This window comes from Limnobaculum parvum (assembly GCF_003096015.2).
Classification (GTDB): domain Bacteria; phylum Pseudomonadota; class Gammaproteobacteria; order Enterobacterales; family Enterobacteriaceae; genus Limnobaculum; species Limnobaculum parvum.
Window position 1 is genome coordinate 455,380 of record NZ_CP029185.2, and the last position, 23,572, is coordinate 478,951.

Below are 23,572 nucleotides of genomic sequence, written 5' to 3' on the forward strand. Positions count from 1 at the left end.
TTATTGAGGTTTCAGCATGGCAATCATAAAGTCTTTCGAACTCTCCACCTTGCCCTGCTGAATAGCAGAGGCCGGGTCAACGTGTTTAGGACAGACTTCAGAACAGTAACCGACGAAGGTACAGCTCCATACGCCATTCTTGCCGTTAAGCTGTGGCATACGGGCCGCTTTACCCTTATCACGCGTATCCAGATTGTAACGGTGTCCCAAGGTAATGGCCGCCGGACCAATAAACTCCGGGTTCAGACCAAACTGAGGACAGGCGGCATAACACAGGCCGCAGTTGATACAACCGGAAAACTGATGGTATTTCTCCATCTGGGCTGGCGTCTGAAGGGTCGGGCCGTTCTCCGGCTTCAGGCTGTCATTAATGATGTAAGGCTTAATGGCTTCCAGGCTCTCAATAAAGTGAGTCATGTCCACCACCAGGTCACGCTCAATCGGGAAGTTACCCAGCGCTTCTACCTTCAGGCCACCGGTGTACTCCCGCAGGAAGGTCTTACAGGCCAGCTTCGGCACCTTATTGACCATCATGCCGCACGAACCACAAATCGCCATCCGGCAGGACCAGCGGTAAGACAAGTCCGGTGCCAGATTGTCCTTAATATAGCCCAGCGCATCCAGCAGTGAGGTGGATGCATCATAAGGCACATCATACGCCTCGAAGTGGGGTTCACTGTCGCGCTCGGGGTTGTAGCGCATGACTTCAACTTTGAGGGTTTTCATCTCAGACATTCGCCTGCTCCTTCTTTAATGCCTCTTCTTTAGCCTGGGCTTCCGCTTCGGCACCGTATACACGTTTAGCCGGTGCGAGGGTGGTAATTTTCACGTCACTGTACTCAATGCGCGGGGTGGTGCTGTTCGGGCTGTAGAAGGCCAGTGAGTGTTTCAGGAAGTTCACGTCATCACGTTCGGTACAGCCGTCATCCAGACGCTGGTGTGCGCCACGGGATTCACGACGTAACAGCGCCGAGTGGGCCATACAGTCAGCCACATCCAGACCGTGACCCAACTCAATGGTATACAGCAGGTCCGTGTTGAACACGCTGGAGCGGTCAGTAATGCTGACGCGCTTGAAGCGGTCTTTCAGTTCAGCAATTTTGTCGACGGTCTTTTGCATCAGCTCTTCGGTACGGTAGATACCGCACCCTTCTTCCATGCTCAGGCCCATCTCATCACGGATTTTCGACCAGTTCTCGGTGCCTTCTTGCTTAAGCAGGGCATGCAGACGGCCTTCGATATCCGCCACCTGTGCATCCAGTGCGCTGCTGTTAGCCGGTGCGGCCGATTTGGCACGTGCAATAGCATGTTCACCGGCCACGCGACCAAACACCACCAGCTCCGCCAAGGAGTTAGAACCCAGACGGTTAGCGCCGTGCATCCCCACAGACGAACATTCGCCCACGGCAAACAGACCGGTCAGACGGGTTTCACACTGTTGGTTGGTTTCAATCCCGCCCATGGTGTAGTGCGCGGTAGGACGAACCGGAATAGGCTCTTTCACCGGGTCAACGCCGACATAGGCTTTGGAGAGTTCGCAGATAAACGGCAGACGTTCAAGCAGCTTCTTCTCACCCAGATGACGCAAGTCCAGATAGACCACATCGCCGCGCGGAGAAGGAATGGTGCGACCGGCGCGCCATTCGTGCCAGAAGGCTTGGGAGACTTTGTCGCGGGGACCCAGCTCCATGTATTTGTTTTCCGGTTTGCCCAGCGGGGTCTCAGGACCCATGCCGTAATCTTGCAGGTAACGGTAGCCGTCTTTGTTGACCAGAATACCGCCTTCACCACGACAACCTTCGGTCATCAGGATACCGGAGCCGGGCAGGCCGGTTGGGTGATACTGAACGAACTCCATATCACGCAATGGCACGCCGTGACGGAATGCCATCCCCATACCGTCACCGGTGACGATACCGCCGTTGGTGTTGTAACGGTAAACGCGGCCTGCCCCACCGGTGGCCATCACCACGGCATTGGCCCGGATTTGAATCAGGGTCCCTTCCATCATGTTCATGGCGACTAAACCACGGACATGACCTTCGTCAGAGAGCAGGTCGAGAACGAAATGCTCATCAAAGCGCTTGATGTTAGGGTACTTAAGGGAGGTCTGGAAAAGGGTGTGAAGCATGTGGAAGCCGGTTTTATCGGCGGCAAACCAAGTCCGTTCAACTTTCATGCCGCCGAAGCGACGGACGTTGATGGAGCCATCGTCTTTACGGCTCCAAGGGCAGCCCCACTGTTCCATCTGGACCATTTCGCGCGGGCTGTTTTCCACGAAGTACTGGACGACGTCTTGCTCACAAAGCCAGTCACCACCGGCGACGGTGTCATGGAAGTGAGATTCGAAGCTGTCTTCGGGCTTGATAACGGCAGCGGAGCCGCCTTCAGCGGCGACGGTGTGGCTGCGCATGGGGTAGACTTTAGAAATCAGCGCAATGGTGCTGTTGGGGTTGGCTTCGGCAGCGGCAATAGCAGCACGAAGACCGCCGCCCCCTGCTCCGATGATAGCAATGTCTGCGTTAAAGGTTTGCACTGCATTCCTCCAAATGTTCCAGTTTAAGAAAAAGTAAGTCTTATACCAGCCAGTCAAATCTATGGCGTTAGGAAAATCTGATGTTAACCTTTAGAACCACCGAAAATATTGGTGAATCCAGTATAGGACGTCTATTCTACCTAATATTGTGTAGATGAATATTGACGAGATCGATTTTTTTTATAGTTAGTCAGCATAATCCATTCATTTTTTTTGAAAATGGTTATATTAATGAAATGTGATCAATATATTAAATAAATGTATTTTCATATTATTCCATTCTGGAATAACCGAGTATTGTTACGGTTGAAATCAGAAAACTGTGGGTAAATTTGTCTGTCGGAAGAGATAAGGGTAGACTGCCGGACTAAATAAATTTTGGAGTAGAAAAAATGAGCGACCTGGCCAGTTGGCAGCCCAGCGCTTCTATCGCTAAATTATTAAAGCGTGCGAAAATTGTCGGTGAAATCAGACGTTTTTTCTTAGAGCGCGGCGTGTTGGAAGTGGAAACTCCGGCAATGAGTCAGGCAACGGTTACGGATATTCATCTGTTCCCTTTTCAGACTCGTTTTGTTGGGCCCGGTGCTGCGGATGGTATGACGCTGTTTTTAATGACCAGCCCTGAGTTTCATATGAAGCGTCTGCTGGCTGCGGGTAGCGGCCCTATCTATCAGATGGGTAAAAGCTTCCGTAATGAAGAGGCGGGTCGTTATCACAACCCTGAATTTACCATGTTGGAGTGGTATCGCCCACACTTTGATATGTACCGTCTGATGAACGAGGTGGATGATTTACTCCAACAGATTCTGGATTGTGAAGCCAGTGAAGTGGTTTCCTATCAACAGATCTTTATTCGTCATCTGGATATTGATCCACTTTCAGCGGATAAGTCTCAGTTAAGGGCTGTTGCGGCTAAATTAGATATGGAAGAACTGGCTAGCCGGGAAGAGGATCGCGACACGTTGTTGCAGATGCTGTTTGCGTTTGGCGTTGAGCCGCATATCGGTCAAGAAAAACCCACTTTTGTTTATCACTTTCCGGCATCACAAGCGGCGTTGGCTGAAATTAGTTCCGAGGATCATCGCGTGGCGGAACGCTTCGAGGTCTATTATAAGGGTGTTGAGTTGGCAAACGGCTTTCGTGAGTTGACCGATGCTGGTGAGCAGCGCCAACGTTTTGAGCAGGAAAATCGCAAGCGTGAAGCTCGTGGGCTGCCGGTTCATCCCATTGATGAGAACTTTTTGGCTGCTTTGGCCTACGGTATGCCGGAGTGTGCTGGTGTGGCATTGGGTGTCGATCGTTTGATTATGATTGCGCTTTCGGCTCGGTCGATTAGTGAGGTTATGGCGTTTCCGGTGGATAGAGCATAGGTTGAGGTTTTTGAGAAGTTATTAAATTAGCTTCGGAGGATATTCCGGTCGTAATGGCTGAGTGCCTATATCAACTGGGTGTTCGGCCGGAAGGGCATCAGTACTTGGGGTCTGAGCGCATCGGGCTTAGTCCGCCTAGGGACAATTATGAAATACCTTGCGGTGTTTCACCCTTCGGGTCAGCGCTTGTGCTGTTCAAACAGGCTTTGCCTGTTTGTCGTTGGCTTACGCCAAGTCGACCCCAACGGCGGCCTCTCCCGATGATTGACATTTGCTTGAATAGAAAAAGGCGCTTTAGGCGCCTTTTTGCTGTCTGGATCAAACCTGTACGAGGCTAGATTTCTCCGGTTTTAAACCGAGGTCTTAGGCCGGCGCGGGAGAGGGCGTCGGCGCGCATTTGGAGTGGTGGGAATGGCAGCGTTAGGTCGTGATCCGCATAGGCCTGAAGTATTAGCGAGTGCATTTCATGACGCAGCGGCATTCGCATGCCCATCTCGGCAGCAAATACCCGCAGTTCAAAGATTTGGATACCCTGTTGAATATCCACTAGGAAGGCATCTGGTGCGGGTGTTTCCAGTACGAACTGGCATTTATGTGCCGCGTTTTCCAGTAACTGTTTCACTAGGTTTGGATCGGTATCCGCCGTTGCTGGGATGGTTAGCACAATACGGGTAACGGAATCAGATAGCGACCAGTTTACAAACTGCTCGGTAATAAATGCCTGATTTGGAACAATTATCTCTTTCCTGTCCCAGTCAACAATGGTGGTTGCCCGTGTGTTGATTTTGGTAATCGAACCGGTTAATTCACGTATCGTCACCGTGTCGCCAATGCGAATAGGTTTTTCAAACAGGATGATCAGGCCGGAGACAAAGTTAGCGAAGATCTGCTGTAAACCAAAGCCAAGCCCCACGCCAAGTGCCGCGACTAACCACTGTAGTTTGGACCAATCGACACCAATCATTGAGAAAGCCACCATGCCGCCAATTAGCATCAGAATATATTTGGTGATGGTCGTAATGGCATAACCGGTGCCAGGAGCCAGATCTAAATGCTGAAGGATTGCCAGCTCCAGCAGTGCCGGTAAGTTACGTACTAGCTGGGCGGTAACAATAAATACCAATATGGCAATCAGCACAGAACCTAAGGTAATTGCCTGAATGCTCTCCGTTCCTTGTACTGACGAGGTGACATCCCATAACCGGATATTTTCAAGGAAGGCGAATGCTGAATGAATTTCTGACCAGAGAATGATCAAAGAAACCAGCGCAATCATGGTCAGAATGGAACGTACTAATTGTAGCGATTGGGCGCTAATGGCATCCAGATCGACCACCACGGAATCATCGTTATCCAATAGTCCTTCTGAGCTGGTGGGAAGGCTCTCTTCTTCACCTTTAGCTCGCTGTGCCAGCCGTTCTGCACGCCGCTGTTTAGCGCGATCGAACTCTATGCGACGTCGTTGAATCAGCATCCAACGGCGGATGATATGGTAAATAACCAACAGACCGAACCAAATGGCGACTGAAGCTTCCAGTCGTAATAGCAGCGCTTGTGCGGTAGCTAAATAGCCAAAGCAGGCTGACAAGGCAGCGGCAATAGGGGCGCAAATCAGAAAGGTCCACAGTGCTTGATTAACCATATTATCACCGGAACCTTTACGATCGAGATAGAGCGGTATACCGGCTCGCTTCAGGTTGGTGGTCATCATGACTAACGCGCCACATAGCAGAAGAAAACAAATGCGGCCCAATGTGCCGGAGAACTCACGATCGTTAAAGTTATCAAAACTGATTGACGCAATAATCAACGGTACGACCAGCCAAAGTGACAGGCGATAATAGCGCATCGCACGTGCGACTCGTGTTTGCGACCAGCGGAAGTGGGCGATAAATAGCCCTTGAGGTTGGGCAAAGCTGGCGCTGATCATAAATACCCACATCAGCGGTACAGTCGCGTTAACCCCTTCACCAATGGCTACGGCAATAGGATACTGCCAAGCATGTTGTAGGCCATAAGCCAGCGCCCACCAGAGCACAGGCAGAGGAACCGCAACAATCACTGACCAAAATACGGTACGAATGGTTGATGAAAATTGGTCTTGGGTAACCTTACCAATGCGTGATGCGACTCGTTCTAAAAATGCCTGATAGTGGCGACGGGAGCTAAAGCCAAAACCCACTAACATCAGTGCAGCCAAAATCAGCACAACGGATTCTTTAGTAATTAGCATGGTGCCAAAGGCACCGCTAAGTTCGGAAAGGGTATCCAGCGATACTAACTTGTTCAGGTCCTGTAGAACTTGAATTGGGGTGCTCAAGTTGAGTGAATTAACGTCAGCTACCCAGAATAGATAGCGGTGAGATGCATCTTTTATTTCTACCAGTGCATCTATTAGCTGATTATTCGAAACTTTCAGCTTAGTTATTTCAAGGATTAATGAGTCATCACCGGCGAGTAATGATGACAGAAGCTCTTGCTGCATTTTGGCCTGCTGCTTTGCGAGTTCTTGTTGCGAAGCGGTGAGCGGTTGTCCGTCATCCTGTAGCAGGAGGTCCATATGGGTCAATTTGTCACGTTGTTCGTCCAGACTTAGACGCTGTACCCGAATTTCAGCCATTTCGCTATCCAATGGCTGAGGTTTTGGCATTTCTGGCAGGCGAGAAACCTGCATTCTCAAACTTTCACCTAATGCGGTAGACATTCCTAGCCATTGGGCTTGTTCACTAAGGGAGGTTAGCGCCTGACGAACCTGTAAAATTTTAGAGATTGTGGCCCGTTGTTCAGTGGAGATCTCATCCAGACGTACTGCCTGCCGGCTCAAGCGTTCAGACAGTTCCTGATTTTCCTGTAATAACTTACGAATAGAAAGCGGCAGATCGCCATGCTGTTCAGCCAACTGAGTGGTGTGCTCCAGCGTTTGCTTGGTTTCCAACTGGCGTCGAGTATTTAACTGATGATTTATGAGCTGCAACAGGCTGTCAGTTTTAGCCTGCTTTTTCTTCACCACTTCAATTTGTAAGCGGGAAATTTCTTGTCGGTTGCTGGCGGATAGCTGTTCTAACTCCAGCTCATCGACTTTGGCTTTGTAGAAAGCTAGCTCGGCTTGAAATTGTAGTAACTTGGCCTGATTAAGCGGTGTATTTTGGTTATTTTGCTCTGGCAGGCGACGTTCAAGATCGCCAAGTGCTTTACGCGTCGATGCTTGTTGTAGCGGGAGTTGGGTTAGTGAATTGCTGATTTCACGTGCGCGATCCTGCTCTTGCTGAAGCTGACGGCTGAGTTCCAGCAGTTGGCTGTTGGTTTGAATTGACAGTTGTTCCAGTTCAGTCAACGTCAGATTTTCAGACGGTGGTTGTGCTTCACCATTGTCGGCTTCCAACTGAGAACGCAGATTTTTGGTGAGTTTAGGAAACTCATCAATCGCGTTGCGGTATTGTTGACCGCGTGAAAGAGACTCGGAACGTTCAGTTACCCAATTCAGGGCATTTTGATAGGCGTCCTGAATCTCTTTCTGATTTTGCATGTCCTTATCGGCTTCGACCAGTTTTATTTCTTGCTTGATCTGTTCGGCATCAAGCTGTGGTGCAGCCTGAAGTGGAGCCAGATACAGCAGGCTTATTAACAGTGCTAATAATAAACGGGTCAGCTTCATCATCTACTCAGCTATTGGTTAAGTTACAGTGGCTAGTGACGTTCACCTCTATTATTCACGGATTATTCACGGGCTTCCGCAAATAACTCCCCCATTCGGGTTGGCGTTTTGCACTGCAATGCCGGTGAAAAGGTGATGCTGTTTTCAGCAAATAGGTTAATAACCGTAGAGCCTAATTTAAATCGGCCCATTTCATCGCCTTTTTTCAGTATGACCGATCCTTCACCTTCAGTTGGATAAGTCCAGCGTTGCAGCACGCCCTGACGAGGCGGTGTAATGGTGCCGGCCCAAACGGTCTCAATACTGCCAACAATCGTGGCACCAACCAGAATTTGTACCATCGGGCCAAAATCTGTATCAAATAGACAAATGACCCGTTCGTTACGGGCAAACAGGTTAGGTACATTTTCTGCCGTTAGCGGATTTACCGAGAACAAATCGCCAGGAACATACAGCATTTCACGCAGCACGCCATTGCAGGGCATATGTACTCGGTGGTAGTCGCGAGGTGAAAGATAGATCGTGGCAAATTGACCATTGCGAAATTTTTCTACCATCGGCATGTTGCAGGCCAATAGGGCTTCTAGCGTGTAGTCATGGCCCTTGGCCTGAAGTAACTTACCTTCGGAGATAGGGCCTAACTGGCTGACTGCACCATCGGCAGGTAATGCCAGTTGATGTTCACCTTCAACAACAGGGCGCGCACCGTCTCGCAGTGGGCGAACGAAGAAATCATTAAATGTCGCATATGATTCAGGGTCTGGCTGTTGAGCTTCCTGCATATCGACACGGTAATATTTGGCAAACCCTTTTACCACCAGACGGGTCAGCCATCCAGCCTGCTTACTGGCTCCCCAACCCGCTAGTTGAGTAAGCCCCTGCTTGGGGAGTAAATATTGTAACTGTACTTTTATACGATCCAGCACGGGGTATCCTCTTTGCGTTATCTGTCTGACTATTAAATCAAAGTTGCGCATTGTAGCGGGGCTGAAATATAAAGTCATTCACCTGTCGCATGCGGCTATTAATTGTTGTTCATCTTGATTATGACCATCGCCAACTGGCAATGTTTCAGGCGATCAATTCCCAGATGCTACTAATAGGCTGATTCTGAGAATAATATGTCATTAATCTTTGGTTTCTAATGTGTTTTTACGAACTTTCACATCCGCCATACTATCCAGAATTCTCATATAGTTATCATAGCGTTCTTCGGCAATTTTTCCCTGTTCTACGGCTTGGCGAATAGCACAACCGGGATCGTCAATATGCTTACAGTCGCGGAATTTGCAGTGGCCGAGATAGTCGCGAAATTCAATATATCCTTCTGTCACCTGCACGGGTTCGAGGTGCCAAAGCCCAAATTCACGCACGCCGGGTGAGTCAATAATGTCACCACCATCAGGCAGGTGATACAGACGAGATGCGGTAGTCGTATGTTGCCCAAGACCCGAGTTATCAGATACTTCACCCACATGAATATTGGCTTTGTCAATTGGCAGCAGCGCGTTTAGCAGGCTGGATTTCCCCACCCCAGACTGACCGGCAAAAATGCTAATGTGGTTATCGAGGTGAGACTTTAATTCAGCCATTCCTTCACCGGTATAGCTGGAAACCTGAAGTACGGTATAGCCGATATGCTGATAAATTTGCATGGTTTGATTAATAAACTCACGGCCCTCTTCATCCAGTAAGTCGACTTTATTCAACACAATGATCGGTTCAACGGACAGGGTTTCGCAAGCTACCAAGTAGCGATCGATAATATTCAGGGAAAGTTCAGGCAAGATTGCTGAAACAATAATAATTTGGTCGATATTGGCAGCGATGGGTTTAACGCCATCATAAAAATCAGGTCGAGTAAGTACCGAAATGCGCTCGTGTACCGCTTCTATAATACCTTTAGCCTGTGCAGTGACGGCCGCTCGCCATACCACACGATCGCCAGTGACCAGTGAGCCAATAGTACGGCGAATATTACAGCGGTGTAGGCTGGCATCCGGTGCTTCAACATCGGCGTGTTTACCAAAGCGGCTAATGACGATGCCTTCCTGAGACTCGCCAAACAGCGAATCGTCAGGCTCTGGTCTTTGATTCGTTGTCTGTAAACGTCGCTGATGGTTTTCAGCAACGCGCCGTTGTTGACCTTTAGACAGTTTATTCTTACTCACAAAAATACCTTTTAGCAGCAGTGACAGTCGCCGGAAACGCGTCAAACGGCTATGATACACTGATGTTCAGTTAATCACGCAGGAAACATCATGTCCGGGAATGAGAATAACCTGATTTGGATCGATCTGGAAATGACCGGTTTAAATCCTGAAATCAATCGCATCATCGAAATCGCCACTATTGTGACCGATGCTAACTTGAATATTCTGGCGGAAGGGCCGGTTTTTGCGATTCATCAAACGGATGAACATATGGCATTGATGGATGAGTGGAACACCACTACTCATACCGCAAGTGGGCTGGTGACGCGGGTAAAGCAGAGTGCTTTTGATGAACAGGCCGCCGAGCAAAAAACCATTGAATTTTTACAGCAATGGGTGCCCCAAGGGTGTTCACCTATTTGTGGTAACAGTATCGGTCAGGATCGCCGCTTTCTTTATCGTTATATGCCAGAGCTGGAACGTTATTTCCACTATCGCTATTTGGATGTCAGTACGTTGAAAGAGCTGGCTCGTCGCTGGAAGCCGGAGATATTGTCTGGTATTACCAAGCAGAGTACTCACCAAGCGCTGGATGATATACGCGATTCAATTGCGGAGCTGGCTTACTACCGTGAGAACTTTATTAAGCTGTAATATTGGCGAAAGTTCGGGCGGGATCTGGATAGTTAATGTCTGCTGCTTATTAGTGCATTTTGTTGCTTTAATAAGCAGACGAAAAATAATGTGCAATTTTTTCAGCAGCAGGTCTTGCAGGGGCGATTAGTTTTCGTATAATGCGCTCCCGTTACATTGTTATATGTACAATGTAACGACCTTCCAAATGCGGGAATAGCTCAGTTGGTAGAGCACGACCTTGCCAAGGTCGGGGTCGCGAGTTCGAGTCTCGTTTCCCGCTCCAAGTTTTTCTAATTGCTTAGTCATTAATCTTTTTTACTTCTGCTTTTTAAACGTTGAACTACCTCTTCTATAGGTGTTAGCCGATTGGCTTCAACTTGCTGCTGGCTGAGGGCGAGTATCTTTAATAACGTTGATACTTCCTGCTTTTGCCTATAAGAAGCCATATCATGTATTACCACCTTGGCTTTCTCGTTTTGGGTGGTAACCGCTGGTAAGTGTGATTCTTTAGGTTTTATCATTACTTCAGTCTCGTTAGATTTCAGACAGGGCATCAGTCTGCATTTTTTGAAAAAAATAAAGCCTATATATGTTAATTGGAATAGAGGGCATAAACGGTGATGTACTACTTTCAGGCAAAGTAGCATCAGTTGGGCAATTAAAACAACGGATGATGATAGTGTTAGGTGAAGTTAGCGAAAATGACTTTGTCTCCGTTTTTTGTGCTCGTTATGGCTATGATATTTATACTTATGATCAAAATATTAAAGTGGATTATGTTATTGATTTAGGTGCTTCCATCGTTTATAAGCCAGTCTATTAGCAATGAATTTCCAACACAGGTTAAACTTAGTGAAGAGTTAAAGCGTCAGCCAGTGTACATACCTGAGTAGTGATGACTTACCAATACAAATGATGCGATGGCGCTTTTGGTCTATCCTGTAATAGTTAGGGAAAACGAGGTCTAAACTCAGATAGCCTTTATGGGCCGATTTTGACCAATTGATGAAAAAATCGTCTGCATTGGTTGCTACAGTGGGCTTTGCGGTTATTTTGACCAGTAAATTTTTTCGTTAAAAGTCTTGCCAGCGTTATGAGTTTAGTACATAATGCAGCGCATCCAAACGCAGGGTTTAGTTATTTTGTTTTTATAATCATAACGTTATAATAACAAGCTGCTTTGCGTAAGGGGTTATCTGCATAGCGATGCGGGAATAGCTCAGTTGGTAGAGCACGACCTTGCCAAGGTCGGGGTCGCGAGTTCGAGTCTCGTTTCCCGCTCCAAATTTCAGATAACAGCAGTAGAAGTATCAGATTTACCTCTCTAATGCGGGAATAGCTCAGTTGGTAGAGCACGACCTTGCCAAGGTCGGGGTCGCGAGTTCGAGTCTCGTTTCCCGCTCCAAGTTTTTTGTCAGACAATCCTCAAAATTTACCGTCCACACAACAATTTCTGTTGATGTTTCGTCATACCTAATTCGCTATATATTTCATATTTCCCAGATCAAACTGATTGGCGAAGGAATATTACGTGCCCTAATTGCTCCCGACATCCCTCATAACCAGAATCTAACGCCCATCCTTGTCATGGAAGGATTTCTTTTATCAGCGATTCAGCCTGATACAGAAATGAGAGATAAATCGATTTATAGCAAGACAGGTTTTTTCGAATAAAATATTTTGATAGATATTAAGAATAATAATCGTAAGATAATGATTAATATAAAATTTGTTATTTTTGGGATTTACTATTTTATTGGCATAGAAGTACAGGAATGGTATAACATCCGGCAGTTCAGATTGCTGACATGGTACTGGGAAACTCGCTCCGATAATGTACTGAAAGGGATACTTCGGGGAGCAGTCGTAAAAACACATACTGTTAGCGTACTTATATCGCACTAAAGCAAGGATAACCTGATGACTTCTATCGTTTCATATACTGACCGCGCGGTTCAAAAGCTTAAACAATTAGGCATTGTTGTTGCCGGCGAGCCAGAAGCACCGGTCATGACGCTGTTGGATGCTATTTCCAACCTTGATAATAATCGCGTTGTAGCCATTGCCCGTACCCTGCAGCAACAAAGCAGCTTCAACGCCATCGTGCGTGACAATATTATGGGAATGGATATTGCTAACCGTCAGGGCACGATTGTGTCGGCATTCGATTCGATTCGCACCGATGCACAAAATATGGTGACCTGGCTGGATGACGGTAAACTGGATCTGTTGGAACGGGTTAAAAATGGCTGGGTGGTATTAGTCAGAGGCTCAATTCCGGATCGTTTCAACAAAATTAAAGAAACCTATATGGAGGTTGCGAAAGCTTCATCCGAACAGATTACCCGTGAACGTACCATTCTGGATGCTTATCAGGATTTCCGTTTTGGTTTGAAACAGGCTCAGATTGACGCTCAGGAACTGCTGGTTTTGGCGGACAAGAATCTGGAACAGTGTAAGACCCAGCTTCAAACTGCCCATGAGGCCAGAGAGAAGGCGACCACCACTGATGCAGTAGAGCTGGCTCGTTTAGAGCTGAGCCGCGATGAAGCGCTGCGCGTGATGCAAAAAGAAGATGAACGCTACCAGATCGTTAAAGATCTTACTGAAAACTTATTGGTAGCTTATAACTCGGCAGAAGCGGTATTCGCCCGTTTACAGCAAACTTCATCAGTAAAAGAGCGTGTTTATCGCCAGAGCGTGGTGTTTTTCTCCACCAATGAAATCGTATTTACTGCACTGTCAGCCTCGATGACCTCATTAAGCGGCCTGTCTGAAAGCACCAAAACGCTGGAAGCCATGAAAGACGGTATCAATAAAGGCCTAGAAACCATTGCTGAAGCCGGTAACAAGCATCTGGAAGCGGGTCTGCGTGCTGGCTACGGCTCCACTATTAAAGCGGAATCTATTCGTTCACTGGTTAACGCCATCACTAGCTATCAGGAATCCAGCCATAAGCTAATTGAAGAGTTGAGGGTTGAGTCAACCAACAATTCTAAAGAGCTGGAAAATATCGTAGAAGACGGAAAACGTCGCTTCTCTGAAATTGTGTTAAAGGCTGCCGTTGAATGAGTGAAGTAAAGCTTAGCGATCAGTTAGGTGCAATGGCGATTATTGATGACCTTTATCAGCAGCAGATCGCGTTAGAAGAGCAGCTTAATCCTGCCGGATTACGCCGCAAAATTGCCGGAAAAATCAAAGAGTATTACCAGTCGAAAGGCATGGACATTCAAGACGAACTGATAGAGCAGGGCGTGAATGAATGGTTCTCCGATCGATTGCGTTTTCAGATGATTAAGCCTGCATGGCATCAGCGCCTACTGGCTAAGCTTTACCTTAAGCGTCGAATATTTATCTACCTGTTTATCGCCGCATTAATTGCGGCGGGTGTTTATTTCAGCGCCAATTACATGATGACCAAGGTAGTAAAAGATTCGATTGTTAAACAGCGAGAAGCCGAAGCGCAACTTGTCAAGAATGCTGCGGGCTATCAGCGTGAGTTCGATACACTGAGCCAGAAGCCATTGCGTTATGCGATACCTGAAGGTCAATCCCTGAAGGATGAGAGCACTAAACTGCTTGCGCAACTGCATGAGAAGCAGGGCGCTTTTGATCGCACGCTGAATCTGAGCGAGTATTCTCGCCCTGCGCTACAGGATCAGAAAGAGTTTCTAACCTCCATTTACCAGATGATGGAGAAAGACTATCGCTCACTGGGCGATATACTGACTCGTTATCAATTGGTTGCGAATAACGATTGGCGTATTCAGCAGGTTGCCGATACTAAGAATTTCGAGCAACTATATCAAAAATATCAGCCAGTTCGTAAAGCGTTTGATACCGCAACCTATGCGGTAGCCAACAACTCACCAACCCTCAGCAGTGATATAACTGCACTGGAAGTCAGTTATAGGGATGCGCTCGATATTCATAAAATAGCGTTACAGGCCGATAGTCTGGTTAACGCATTGAACAGTCTGGTTAAGCCGCAGCAGGATAAAGCAATCGTTAAAGACTATGCGGATACGATTCAGAACGATCTGAGCCTGTTCCACGTTACGCAAGCTAAAGAAGCGCTGCAACAGTTAGAGTATTTGAAGCAGCTAGCTCAGACTAACCTGACCCTAACCATTGTTGATCGCGTTGGTGAAAAATCCGGCGTGGAAAGAACCTATGACGACAGCGGTGGTAAAACTTGGTATGTGGTGGTTGAAGCATTGACTCCGCAGGGAAGAGCATTCCCTTTATGGCTGACAGATTCTGAAACGGGCAAACTCCGGCAAGTGACCATTTTTGGGCTACAGGTACCACAAAGTGAATATTTGAAAGTCAGAAAAGATAAGACGGATGACGGCCATATTCAAAATAATTTGGCAGGTAAAAAAGCAGTTGGTTCTCTGAGTTTCAGCTATGCTCGTTCCAGTAACGGCAAAATCATCATGGAGTGGTAAGTTATGAAAGCTTCTGAAGTATCAAGCCTTATATATGACCGTGAGATTGCGCTGGAAAGACGAGCTCGTAAGTTGAATACTGACATCATGTCCAGCCGCGAAAAGATCGTAGAGTTGAAAAAAGAACAGATGCGTATCTACCAGCAGATGGCTAAAGTACTGCTGCTGGAGAGCCCGAATGTTCAGGACCTGAGTCAGATTAATCAATTGATTGATCAACTTAAAAGCCAAATCGCAGACTTGAATAATCGGCTGAGTACCTTAAAACAAAAAGCCGAAAAAGATCGGCAGAAATATGACGAGCTGACAGCCGAAGCCGGGGCGTTAGAAAAACGCCGCGACGATCTACTATCTCAAAATCCGGCCTTTGTGTCCCTAAACGAGAAATATATCCAGCTTGATAATGAAGCCTTATCGATTGATGAACTGAACCATCAAATACAGGAAGAGGCCAACAGCAAGCTGGCTGACTATGAGACAAACTCTTCCTTTCATTATTTAATTCAGCGCAAGTTTGGTCAGCCTGATTATCGGGGAAGATGGATTTTCCGCAATCTTGATAGCTGGCTGGCCCGTCAGGTTGATTTTCCGCGTAATTTCCGTAACTACAATATGCTGCATGCGATGAAACAGGAGATTGTTAAACGCCAATTGGCTGTGAATCAGCAATTAAACGTGTTATCTGCCGAACGTGACTCGATGATTGCCGGTGCTGAGCAAAGGGTAGGATTGACGGAGCTAAACCGGCAGTTGGCTCGGTTAGAAAAAGTGCTTGATGAAGATAATATTAATATTAAAAATCTGCATGAAGAGCTGCGTAAAAATATCACCGGAGACGGTGTGCTATTTGAATCTGTCACCGCTAAAATTGCGGAGGTTATGCAGACACTGCCGCTTGATAAATTAAATGAGTTGACCTTAAAAACAGAATCATCTTTAGATGATGAATTGTTGCAAAGAGCATTGGCAACTAAGAATAGTATTGCTTCGTTTGAAAATGATATTGCTACGCTCTATCCAGAATGGGTAAGGGTGGGTACGGAATACGATCGTATTCATGCTATGGCGCAGAGTTTTATTAACAGCGATTTGAATCGTAGCCAATATCGCTATGATATCGGTATGAATCAAATCGAAACTATTTTGGTTTCAATTTTTAGCGGTGATTTTGGTTCCCGTCATCTGTTAGAAATATTAAAAAGCGTCAGATATATACCGAGCAATAATAGCTCCAGTTCTTCCAGTTACGGCTCGAGTTCAAGCTCCAGCTCTTCTGGTGGTTTTTGGTCTACATCCAGCTCCAGCTCAAGTTCAAGCTCTGGTAGTTCATCCTCTTACCGAAGCAGCTCCAGTAGTTCGTCTTCATCTCGTAGTGGGGGATATAGTTCCTCTTCTTCATCCGGTGGTGGGAGTTTTAGTTCTTCCTCCTCAAGCGGTGGTGGTAAATTCACTACAACCGATAGTTTTTAAATTAAAGTCGGCAGAGAATAATTCTATCTTTTGGCTTTAATATTATTATCGATCTTTTCTTCGCGATTAGCAGGGGTATTTAAAATACCTCTGTGAGTCTTTATTTATATGCTTCTTAATTATTGTCAACAGAGTTATCCACAGATTGATTCTCTCAGGGGATAAAACTATTACGTAATAATCTAAAAATGCCAGAAGGTTTATAATATGAAATTAAAAGGGTTTTTAATTTTAAATTTGTCGTTTTGATCGCTTGACGTTTTTTTCGCGATTGATAGATAAAGCCTTTTGAATTTTTTATGCACAAACCACTGAGGTTTTATATTATGCTATTTTCTCTCTTTTATGAGGTTGATTATGCATCTCTGGGTAACCCTTTTTCTACGGAGCGAATAAGTCTTAGCTGTTTCGGTGCCCGTACTTCTACACCTCGCTGTTCTCGCTTTTCCCACTGACGAGTAAGTGCCCACTCTATGTGTTCATCAACGATGGCGTAGAGGTTTTTTCTTTGCTCTAAAGCTTCAATAATTTCAGCCTGATAAGGTGCATTTCCCAGCGCAACGCTGATGTTTCTTAGCCAACGAAAGTAGCCAATTCTGCGAACAGGAGAACCCTCTGTTTTAGATAGAAAAGTGGCCTCATCCCAGGCATATAGTTCTAAAAGTGCTGTGTGGTGTAGCGTCGATCGTGGCAGAAAATCTTGCTCTTCGGTGAGTGGCGCTATCCGATTCCAAGGGCATCCCATTTGGCAATCATCACAACCATATATTCGATTGCCCATCAGTGGGCGTAACTCCTCGGGAATCGATCCTTCCAGCTCTATGGTCAGATAAGATATACAGCGTCGGGCATCAACAATATAGGGTTCAACAATTGCGCCAGTTGGACATAGTGTCATACAGGCAATACAGCGCCCACATTCTTCTTCTACCGGCTGGTCAACGGGCAGCGGAATGTCTACCAGTAATTCCCCAAGAAAAAACCAAGAGCCGGCTTCGCGGTTAATAATCAGTGAGTGCTTACCTGTCCAGCCAATACCCGCTTTGGCTGCTAATGGGCGTTCCATCATCGGGGCTGAATCGACAAAAGGGCGGAAATGTAAGTTTTCGCAATGTTGCTGAATTTTCTCACCCAGATTTTTTAATCGTTGGCGTAATACTTTATGATAATCGCGGCCTAATGCGTAGCGGCTGATATAGCCAATATTGGGGTCGGCGAGGGATTTTGCGAACGATGCATGGGGTGGAAGATAATTCATGCGTACGCTGATGACGCGCAGTGTTCCTGGTTCCAGTTCATGGGGTCTGGCCCGCATCATGCCATAGCGAGCCATCCACGCCATATCACCGTGGTATTGCTTATCAAGCCACGCCTGCAATCTAGGTTCTTCCAACGACAGGTCAGTGTCGCAGATACCCACCTGTTGAAAACCTAGTGCTTGCCCCCATTGCTTGATATGTTGGGCTAATAGATTGAGATCGAGAGGATGTGACATGACAGACCATCAGCAGAAACGGAACATCATAAGTTTACCACATTCTGTCTTCAGCGCCGACTGGGTTCGTGAAAATGAAAAACAAGGTGCTCGTCAGATTGGCGTATCGCTCTATCAACTCATGGAACGAGCGGGTGAATCTGCATTTCTTTTATGTCGAAAACTCTATCCGGATGCCCGACATTGGCTGATTTTATGCGGGCACGGCAATAATGGTGGTGATGGCTATGTTATCGGGTGCTATGCCAGACAGTGTGGCATCGAGGTGACGTTGGTGGGTTGTGGTGACGAATTTACCTTGCCGCCAGAAGCGCGTCAGGCGAGGGAACATTGGAGCAATAACTATGGTCCCGTGTTGCCGGAGAATACCGCATGGCCAGAGCATTGCGATTTGATTGTTGATGGGTTGCTGGGTCCCGGAATTCAATCTGAACCGCGCGAACCTTATGCTTCTTTAATTCATAAAGCGAATCAGTATTCGGCTCCCATTGTTGCACTGGATATTCCTTCTGGTTTGAATGCCAATACTGGATCGGCAAGTGGGGCGGTTATTCAAGCCAGTCAAACATTAACTTTTGTTGCGCTAAAATCAGGATTACTGACCGGGCACGCCAGAAATGTGACCGGCACATTGTATTATGATGCTTTAGGACTATCTGACTGGGTTATGGAACAAAACTCATCGATTCAACGTGTTACCGTGACCAATCTTAAACAGTGGATTAAGCCCCGCAGCCCCTGTTCTCACAAAGGCGATCATGGCAAGTTACTGGTTATTGGTGGTGATATTGGAACGGGTGGTGCTATTCGAATGGCGGCCGAGGCTGCATTACGTACTGGTTCTGGATTAGTCCGGGTGTTGACCCGCGCAGAGCATATTGCGCCGATTCTAGCGGCTCGCCCTGAGTTGATGGTTCAGGAACTGACGGCAGAGCACTTGGATACCGGTATTGCTTGGGCGGATGCGATTGCTATCGGGCCAGGTTTAGGGACATCTGAATGGGCTAAAGCGGCAATAAAGCAAGTAAGTGCCAGTGAAAAGATAATGCTTTGGGATGCCGATGCGCTTAACTTGCTGGCAATCAGTCCGGATAAACGGCAAAATCGCATTATTACGCCCCATCCAGGGGAGGCCGCCCGCCTCTTGCAGTGTCAGATTCAACAAATTGAAAATGACCGCTTACTTTCAGCGCGAAAACTGGCTGAACGCTATGGCGGCGTGGTGGTACTAAAAGGGGCAGGAACGGTCATTGCTGATGAAAACCATCATCTGGCGATTGCTGATGTAGGTAATGCGGGTATGGCATCCGGCGGTATGGGGGATGTATTGTCCGGTATTATCGCCAGCCTGTGCGGACAAGGCCTTTCTCCATTTGATGCTGCCTGTGCTGGCTGTGTTATTCATGGCGGTGCAGCAGATATTGTCGCATGGCGGCAGGGGGAAAGAGGTATGATAGCCACGGATTTACTGCGGGAAATACCAACACTGGTGAACCCTTGATTAATTGAATGGTATTCAGGAATACATGAAAGAATTGGTTTTAACATTAGCCGACGAAGCAGCTACGGTTGCTTTTGGTGCCGCACTGGCGGGTGCCTGTGATAAATCAGGTGTGATTTTTTTACAGGGCGATCTTGGTGCAGGAAAAACGACCTTCAGCCGTGGTTTTCTACAGGCTTTAGGTCATAAGGGGAATGTGAAAAGCCCTACTTATACGTTGGTAGAACCTTATTGCTTAGGTGATTTCAACGTTTATCACTTTGACCTATATCGTCTGGCCGATCCGGAAGAACTCGAATTTATGGGGATCCGTGACTATTTTCAGTTAGACAGCCTGTGTCTGGTTGAATGGCCGCAGCGAGGAAGTGGCATGTTTCCTCAGCCCGATCTGGATTTGCATTTCAGTTATTATGATGAAGGCAGACGGGTTGTACTGTCAGCGGGTACTGCACAAGGTGAGCTGATATTGGCGCGTCTTAATGATATTCCCCCGTCTGGGTTACAGGGAAAGTAAAACAATGAAAAAAATCTGGATTGGGTTGATTTCTCTGCTGTGGTTAGCGATTGCTTGGCCTGCTGGAGCCGCATCTTTAATTGACGTACAGGTTAATAACAGCGCTTCACAGGCGAAAGTAACGCTGGCATTTGATAGCCAGCCGGTATATGCCTATACCAGTCAGAAAAGTCCAGCTCGAGTTGTGATTGATGTGCGCCAAAGCGGGCGAGCAGTTCAAGGATTGCCACTGAAGTTTAGCGGTCAAAATATTGTGAATCGTATTAGCGCCGGTACTCCAAAAGATAACGACAGTATTCAACTGATTTTTGAACTGAAACAAAATGCCACGGTAAAAGCCAGCTCGAGTAAGCAGGGGGCTCAATATTTGGTGGTGTTCACTATTCAGGCCGAAAAACAGGCGGCGCCAAAAACAGCGGCTACCAATAGCAGCAATAAGACGACAGCCACAACGGTTAAAGCGTCTACAACTAAAACCAACCAGTCTAAAACGACCAGTAGTACCACCGGTCGTAACCCTTTCTCTGGGGAGGCGGCCGCATCGCAAGATGATGTGATTGTTAAAACCGAGCGTCGCTCTGCACGGGCTAAAAACAGCAGCAGCGAAAAAATAGTGATTGCTATTGATGCCGGTCACGGTGGGAAAGATTCAGGGGCTATTGGTTTGAATGGTTTGCAGGAAAAAACCGTTACGCTGGCCGTTGCCCGTAAGCTAAAGGTGTTGCTTGATAACGATCCTGAGTACAAAGCGGTGTTAACCCGCGATGGTGATTATTTTATTTCTGTTATGGGGCGTTCCGACGTTGCTCGTAATAAAAATGCCCATTTGCTGGTTTCTATTCACGCAGATGCTGCGCCTAACCGTAATGCAACCGGGGCCTCCGTTTGGGTGCTGTCTAATCGTCGGGCCAATACCGAACTGGGCCGCTGGTTGGAGCAGCATGAGAAACAATCAGAGTTATTGGGTGGCGCAGGGGATGTATTGGCAAACAGCGAAGATAACCCGTATTTAAGCCAAGCAGTACTGGATTTACAATTTGGTCATTCACAGCGCGTAGGTTATGACGTAGCGGTAAAAGTACTGTCCGAGATGAGGCGTATCGGCGCATTACATAAACGTAGCCCTGAACATGCCAGCTTAGGGGTATTGCGCTCGCCGGATATTCCTTCTCTGTTGGTGGAAACTGGCTTTATCTCTAATACTGGTGAAGAAAGTTTGTTAGGTAGTGCCGATTTTCAGAATAAGTTGGCCCAAGCTATTTATAAAGGTATTCGCAGCTATTTTGAGGCGCATCCATTTGATTCTGTCACGCCATCGAAAAAGACCAGCGCTTTCCAGAAAGGTAAAGTGCCCGATGAGCAGACAAAAGTGCTGGTAAGCAACGGAAATAAGAGCAAAACATCAGTTCATCAGGTTAAACGTGGCGAGACGTTATCACAAATTGCAGTAAGCTATGGTTCAACCACGAAAACGCTGACAGCGCTAAATGCATTGAAAAAAGAAGGTATTTGGGTTGGTCAGCGCTTGAAAGTACCTACAATGGCCCCCATAACTAATCAACTAACGACTGCCGTGGGTAAAAAAGAGAGCAAACCGGTTAAAAATGCTGCTGATAACCGCAAGCATAAAGTGGTTCTCGGAGATACTCTGTCAGGAATCAGTAGTCGATATGGCGTTAGCATCGCAGAATTGAAGCAGAATAATAAAATGATGTCAGATGAGGTTCGTTTAGGGCAGGTTCTGACGATATCACGTTCATAAATACCGGATTTATTATCAGGAGTCGTCATGCCGATCCAGGTCTTGCCACCGCAGCTAGCAAACCAAATTGCCGCCGGAGAAGTTGTCGAGCGGCCGGCGTCCGTGGTGAAAGAACTGGTGGAAAACAGCTTGGATGCAGGGGCAACTCGCATTGATATCGATATTGAGAAAGGTGGCGCGAAACTTATTCGCATCCGCGATAACGGCTGTGGAATCAATAAAGATGAGCTTGCTTTGGCACTGGCTCGCCATGCGACCAGCAAAATTGCGACCCTTGATGATTTAGAGGCGATTATCAGCCTCGGGTTTCGTGGTGAAGCGCTGGCCAGTATCAGCTCGGTTTCTCGTTTAACGCTGACCTCCCGTATCGCAGAACAAAATGAAGCTTGGCAAGCCTACGCAGAAGGCCGGGATATGGAGGTTGCGCTAAAACCAGCCGCCCATCCTGTAGGGACTACGCTTGAAGTCCTCGATCTTTTTTATAATACGCCCGCACGCCGCAAATTTTTACGCACTGAAAAAACAGAATTCAACCATATTGACGAAATTATTCGTCGTATTGCACTGGCGCGTTTTGATGTCAGTATTAACCTGCAGCACAATGGCAAAATGGTGCGTCAATATCGGGCAATAAAAGAGAATGAGCCACGTGAACGCAGGTTGGGCAGCATTTGTGGTACCCAGTTCTTACAACATGCATTAGCCATATCATGGCAGCACGGCGACCTGAAAATTGACGGATGGGTTGTCGACCCGGTTGGCGCTCGGGCACTGACCGATATGCAATATTGTTATGTTAATGGCCGTATGATGCGGGATCGTTTATTGAACCATGCGATACGTCAGGCATATCAGACTCAGTTGGCAGATGATCAGGCTCCTGCCTATGTTTTATATCTGGAAGTTGACCCGCATCAGGTGGATGTTAACGTTCATCCCGCTAAACATGAAGTTAGGTTCCATCAATCCCGACTGGTGCATGATTTTATCTATCAGGCCGTTGTGACGGTTTTACAGCAGTCAGGTGCTCCGGTTTTGCCGCTCAATGATGGTCCCGCCGAGGATGGGCGAGAAATCCACTGGCAGCCAGAGAATCGCTCCTCTGCCGGAGAGAATCAATTTAACCGTCCGGCAAGCGATCGCGTTTCACAGAATGAAGCTAAACGTTCATCGGTGGATAAGCCTTCTGCGGGGCATGGTGACGGGAGTGGGGGGGCGGCTTATACTCCGGGAGCGACGCGCGCTCCTACGCTGGTGGCGCGCGAGAATGAGCTTTATCGTCGCTTGTTGCAAACCGATATTACCTCTGATGGCAACGTATCTGACGCGGGTTCTGGCCCGGCTAAACCGTCACTGTTTCCGGAAAAAAGTGAGCCACTACCTGATGTGACGACGGTACTGAAAACGCCACAGTTTTCTTCTCGTCCACAATCAACATCACCGATTCCTGCTTCCATGCTGGATAAAGGGGCTACTCATAGCTTTGGAAGAGTGCTGTCAATATGGCAATCCTGTCATGCTATCGTCGAACGAGGCACGGTACTGGCTTTACTGTCACTGCCGGTAGCCGAGCATTATTTGCGACAGTCTCAGCTACTTCCATCGTCCGAACCGCTTAAACCACAGCCTCTGCTGATTCCACTGGCACTAACCGTCGGTGATAAAGAGAAGCAGGGAATGACCAATCATAAAGTATTACTGAATTATTTTGGTATCGATCTGTCTCTTGAACGTAATCGTCTTCAGGTTCATGGCGTGCCTTTGCCGCTACGCCAACAGAATTTGCAACAGTTGCTGCCAGCGTTGTTAGGTTATCTGGGGGAAAATGAGGCGGTAGATAAGCAAATGTTAACGCACTGGCTGGCGGATAAACTCACCAGTGAGAATACCCAGTGGACGCAGGCCCATGCGATACAGTTATTGGCCGATCTGGAACGGTTGTGCCCCGCGTTGATTGCTAATCCTCCGACAAATATGTTGCAACCGATTAACTTGCTGTCCGCCCTAGAGGCCTTACAGGGTGAATAGT

17 protein-coding genes and 3 tRNA genes are annotated in these 23,572 nt (G+C 47.2%); 13 read left to right on the forward strand and 7 right to left on the reverse strand.

What is annotated here, in order from left to right; translation table 11 throughout:
* The gene (locus HYN51_RS01500; protein WP_108901131.1) at positions 1-735 is read right to left on the reverse strand and encodes a succinate dehydrogenase/fumarate reductase iron-sulfur subunit; all 735 of its coding nucleotides are present in this window, start codon (positions 733-735) and stop codon (positions 1-3) included.
* Positions 728-2,536, reverse strand: a complete 1,809-nt coding sequence (gene frdA / locus HYN51_RS01505) for a fumarate reductase (quinol) flavoprotein subunit (RefSeq protein WP_108901132.1) — start codon at positions 2,534-2,536, stop codon at positions 728-730. The genes HYN51_RS01500 and frdA overlap by 8 nt, the downstream gene beginning before the upstream one ends.
* Before the next feature lie 392 nt (positions 2,537-2,928).
* Here frdA and epmA point away from each other — a divergent pair, with 392 nt between their 5' ends.
* Positions 2,929-3,906, forward strand: a complete 978-nt coding sequence (gene epmA, locus HYN51_RS01510) for an elongation factor P--(R)-beta-lysine ligase (protein ID WP_108901228.1) — start codon at positions 2,929-2,931, stop codon at positions 3,904-3,906.
* A 334-nt stretch (positions 3,907-4,240) separates the two neighbouring features.
* Here the strand turns inward: epmA and mscM are convergent, their stop codons facing one another.
* The 3 genes from mscM to rsgA form a co-directional block, all read right to left on the reverse strand.
* A complete protein-coding gene (gene mscM, locus HYN51_RS01515) occupies positions 4,241-7,561 on the reverse strand; it encodes a miniconductance mechanosensitive channel MscM (RefSeq protein ID WP_108901229.1) in 3,321 nt (1,106 codons plus the stop codon).
* 62 nt (positions 7,562-7,623) lie between these two features.
* Positions 7,624-8,487, reverse strand: a complete 864-nt coding sequence (asd, locus tag HYN51_RS01520; protein ID WP_108901230.1) for an archaetidylserine decarboxylase — start codon at positions 8,485-8,487, stop codon at positions 7,624-7,626.
* Between the two features lie 201 nt (positions 8,488-8,688).
* Positions 8,689-9,732: a small ribosomal subunit biogenesis GTPase RsgA gene (gene rsgA, locus HYN51_RS01525; RefSeq protein ID WP_108902115.1), complete on the reverse strand. Its 1,044-nt coding sequence runs from the start codon at positions 9,730-9,732 to the stop codon at positions 8,689-8,691.
* A gap of 90 nt (positions 9,733-9,822) precedes the next feature.
* On the opposite strand from rsgA, the gene orn reads away from it, so the two are divergent.
* Together orn and HYN51_RS01535 are read left to right on the forward strand one after the other, a co-directional pair.
* Complete coding sequence (orn, locus tag HYN51_RS01530; RefSeq protein ID WP_108901231.1) at positions 9,823-10,368, forward strand: oligoribonuclease; 546 nt, start codon at positions 9,823-9,825, stop codon at positions 10,366-10,368.
* A 189-nt stretch (positions 10,369-10,557) separates the two neighbouring features.
* Positions 10,558-10,633: transfer RNA gene (locus tag HYN51_RS01535), tRNA-Gly, on the forward strand.
* A 22-nt stretch (positions 10,634-10,655) separates the two neighbouring features.
* On the opposite strand, the gene HYN51_RS01540 is transcribed toward HYN51_RS01535, so the two are convergent.
* Positions 10,656-10,871, reverse strand: a complete 216-nt coding sequence (locus tag HYN51_RS01540; RefSeq protein WP_157952951.1) for an antitoxin, Phd family protein — start codon at positions 10,869-10,871, stop codon at positions 10,656-10,658.
* Between the two features lie 68 nt (positions 10,872-10,939).
* Here HYN51_RS01540 and HYN51_RS16230 point away from each other — a divergent pair, with 68 nt between their 5' ends.
* The 6 genes from HYN51_RS16230 (at position 10,940) to HYN51_RS16440 (ending at position 16,271) form a co-directional block, all read left to right on the forward strand.
* Positions 10,940-11,173 (forward strand): hypothetical protein, encoded by a 234-nt coding sequence (locus tag HYN51_RS16230; RefSeq protein WP_157952952.1) that lies wholly within the window; start codon positions 10,940-10,942, stop codon positions 11,171-11,173.
* A gap of 385 nt (positions 11,174-11,558) precedes the next feature.
* Positions 11,559-11,634 (forward strand) — tRNA-Gly (locus HYN51_RS01545).
* A 45-nt stretch (positions 11,635-11,679) separates the two neighbouring features.
* Positions 11,680-11,755, forward strand: a tRNA-Gly gene (locus HYN51_RS01550).
* Positions 11,756-12,270: 515 nt separating this feature from the next.
* Positions 12,271-13,422 (forward strand): merozoite surface protein 3b, encoded by a 1,152-nt coding sequence (locus HYN51_RS01555; protein WP_230514003.1) that lies wholly within the window; start codon positions 12,271-12,273, stop codon positions 13,420-13,422.
* The gene (locus HYN51_RS01560) at positions 13,419-14,801 is read left to right on the forward strand and encodes a DUF6384 family protein (RefSeq protein ID WP_108901234.1); all 1,383 of its coding nucleotides are present in this window, start codon (positions 13,419-13,421) and stop codon (positions 14,799-14,801) included. Before HYN51_RS01555 ends, HYN51_RS01560 begins: the two co-directional genes overlap by 4 nt.
* A gap of 3 nt (positions 14,802-14,804) precedes the next feature.
* On the forward strand, positions 14,805-16,271 hold the full coding sequence (locus tag HYN51_RS16440; RefSeq protein ID WP_192878432.1) for a hypothetical protein: 1,467 nt from the start codon (positions 14,805-14,807) through the stop codon (positions 16,269-16,271).
* Positions 16,272-16,626: 355 nt separating this feature from the next.
* Here the strand turns inward: HYN51_RS16440 and queG are convergent, their stop codons facing one another.
* The gene (gene queG, locus HYN51_RS01570; RefSeq protein ID WP_108901235.1) at positions 16,627-17,766 is read right to left on the reverse strand and encodes a tRNA epoxyqueuosine(34) reductase QueG; all 1,140 of its coding nucleotides are present in this window, start codon (positions 17,764-17,766) and stop codon (positions 16,627-16,629) included.
* On the opposite strand from queG, the gene nnr reads away from it, so the two are divergent.
* From nnr to mutL, 4 genes are read left to right on the forward strand one after another with little or no spacing between them, the layout of a single operon-like run.
* The gene (gene nnr / locus HYN51_RS01575; RefSeq protein WP_108901236.1) at positions 17,765-19,267 is read left to right on the forward strand and encodes a bifunctional ADP-dependent NAD(P)H-hydrate dehydratase/NAD(P)H-hydrate epimerase; all 1,503 of its coding nucleotides are present in this window, start codon (positions 17,765-17,767) and stop codon (positions 19,265-19,267) included. The two genes, queG and nnr, sit on opposite strands and share 2 nt — an antisense overlap.
* A gap of 25 nt (positions 19,268-19,292) precedes the next feature.
* Positions 19,293-19,781, forward strand: a complete 489-nt coding sequence (gene tsaE, locus HYN51_RS01580) for a tRNA (adenosine(37)-N6)-threonylcarbamoyltransferase complex ATPase subunit type 1 TsaE (protein ID WP_108901237.1) — start codon at positions 19,293-19,295, stop codon at positions 19,779-19,781.
* Between the two features lie 4 nt (positions 19,782-19,785).
* Complete coding sequence (amiB, locus tag HYN51_RS01585; RefSeq protein ID WP_230514004.1) at positions 19,786-21,543, forward strand: N-acetylmuramoyl-L-alanine amidase AmiB; 1,758 nt, start codon at positions 19,786-19,788, stop codon at positions 21,541-21,543.
* Positions 21,544-21,570: 27 nt separating this feature from the next.
* The gene (gene mutL, locus HYN51_RS01590) at positions 21,571-23,571 is read left to right on the forward strand and encodes a DNA mismatch repair endonuclease MutL (RefSeq protein WP_108901238.1); all 2,001 of its coding nucleotides are present in this window, start codon (positions 21,571-21,573) and stop codon (positions 23,569-23,571) included.
* Position 23,572 lies beyond the last annotated feature (1 nt).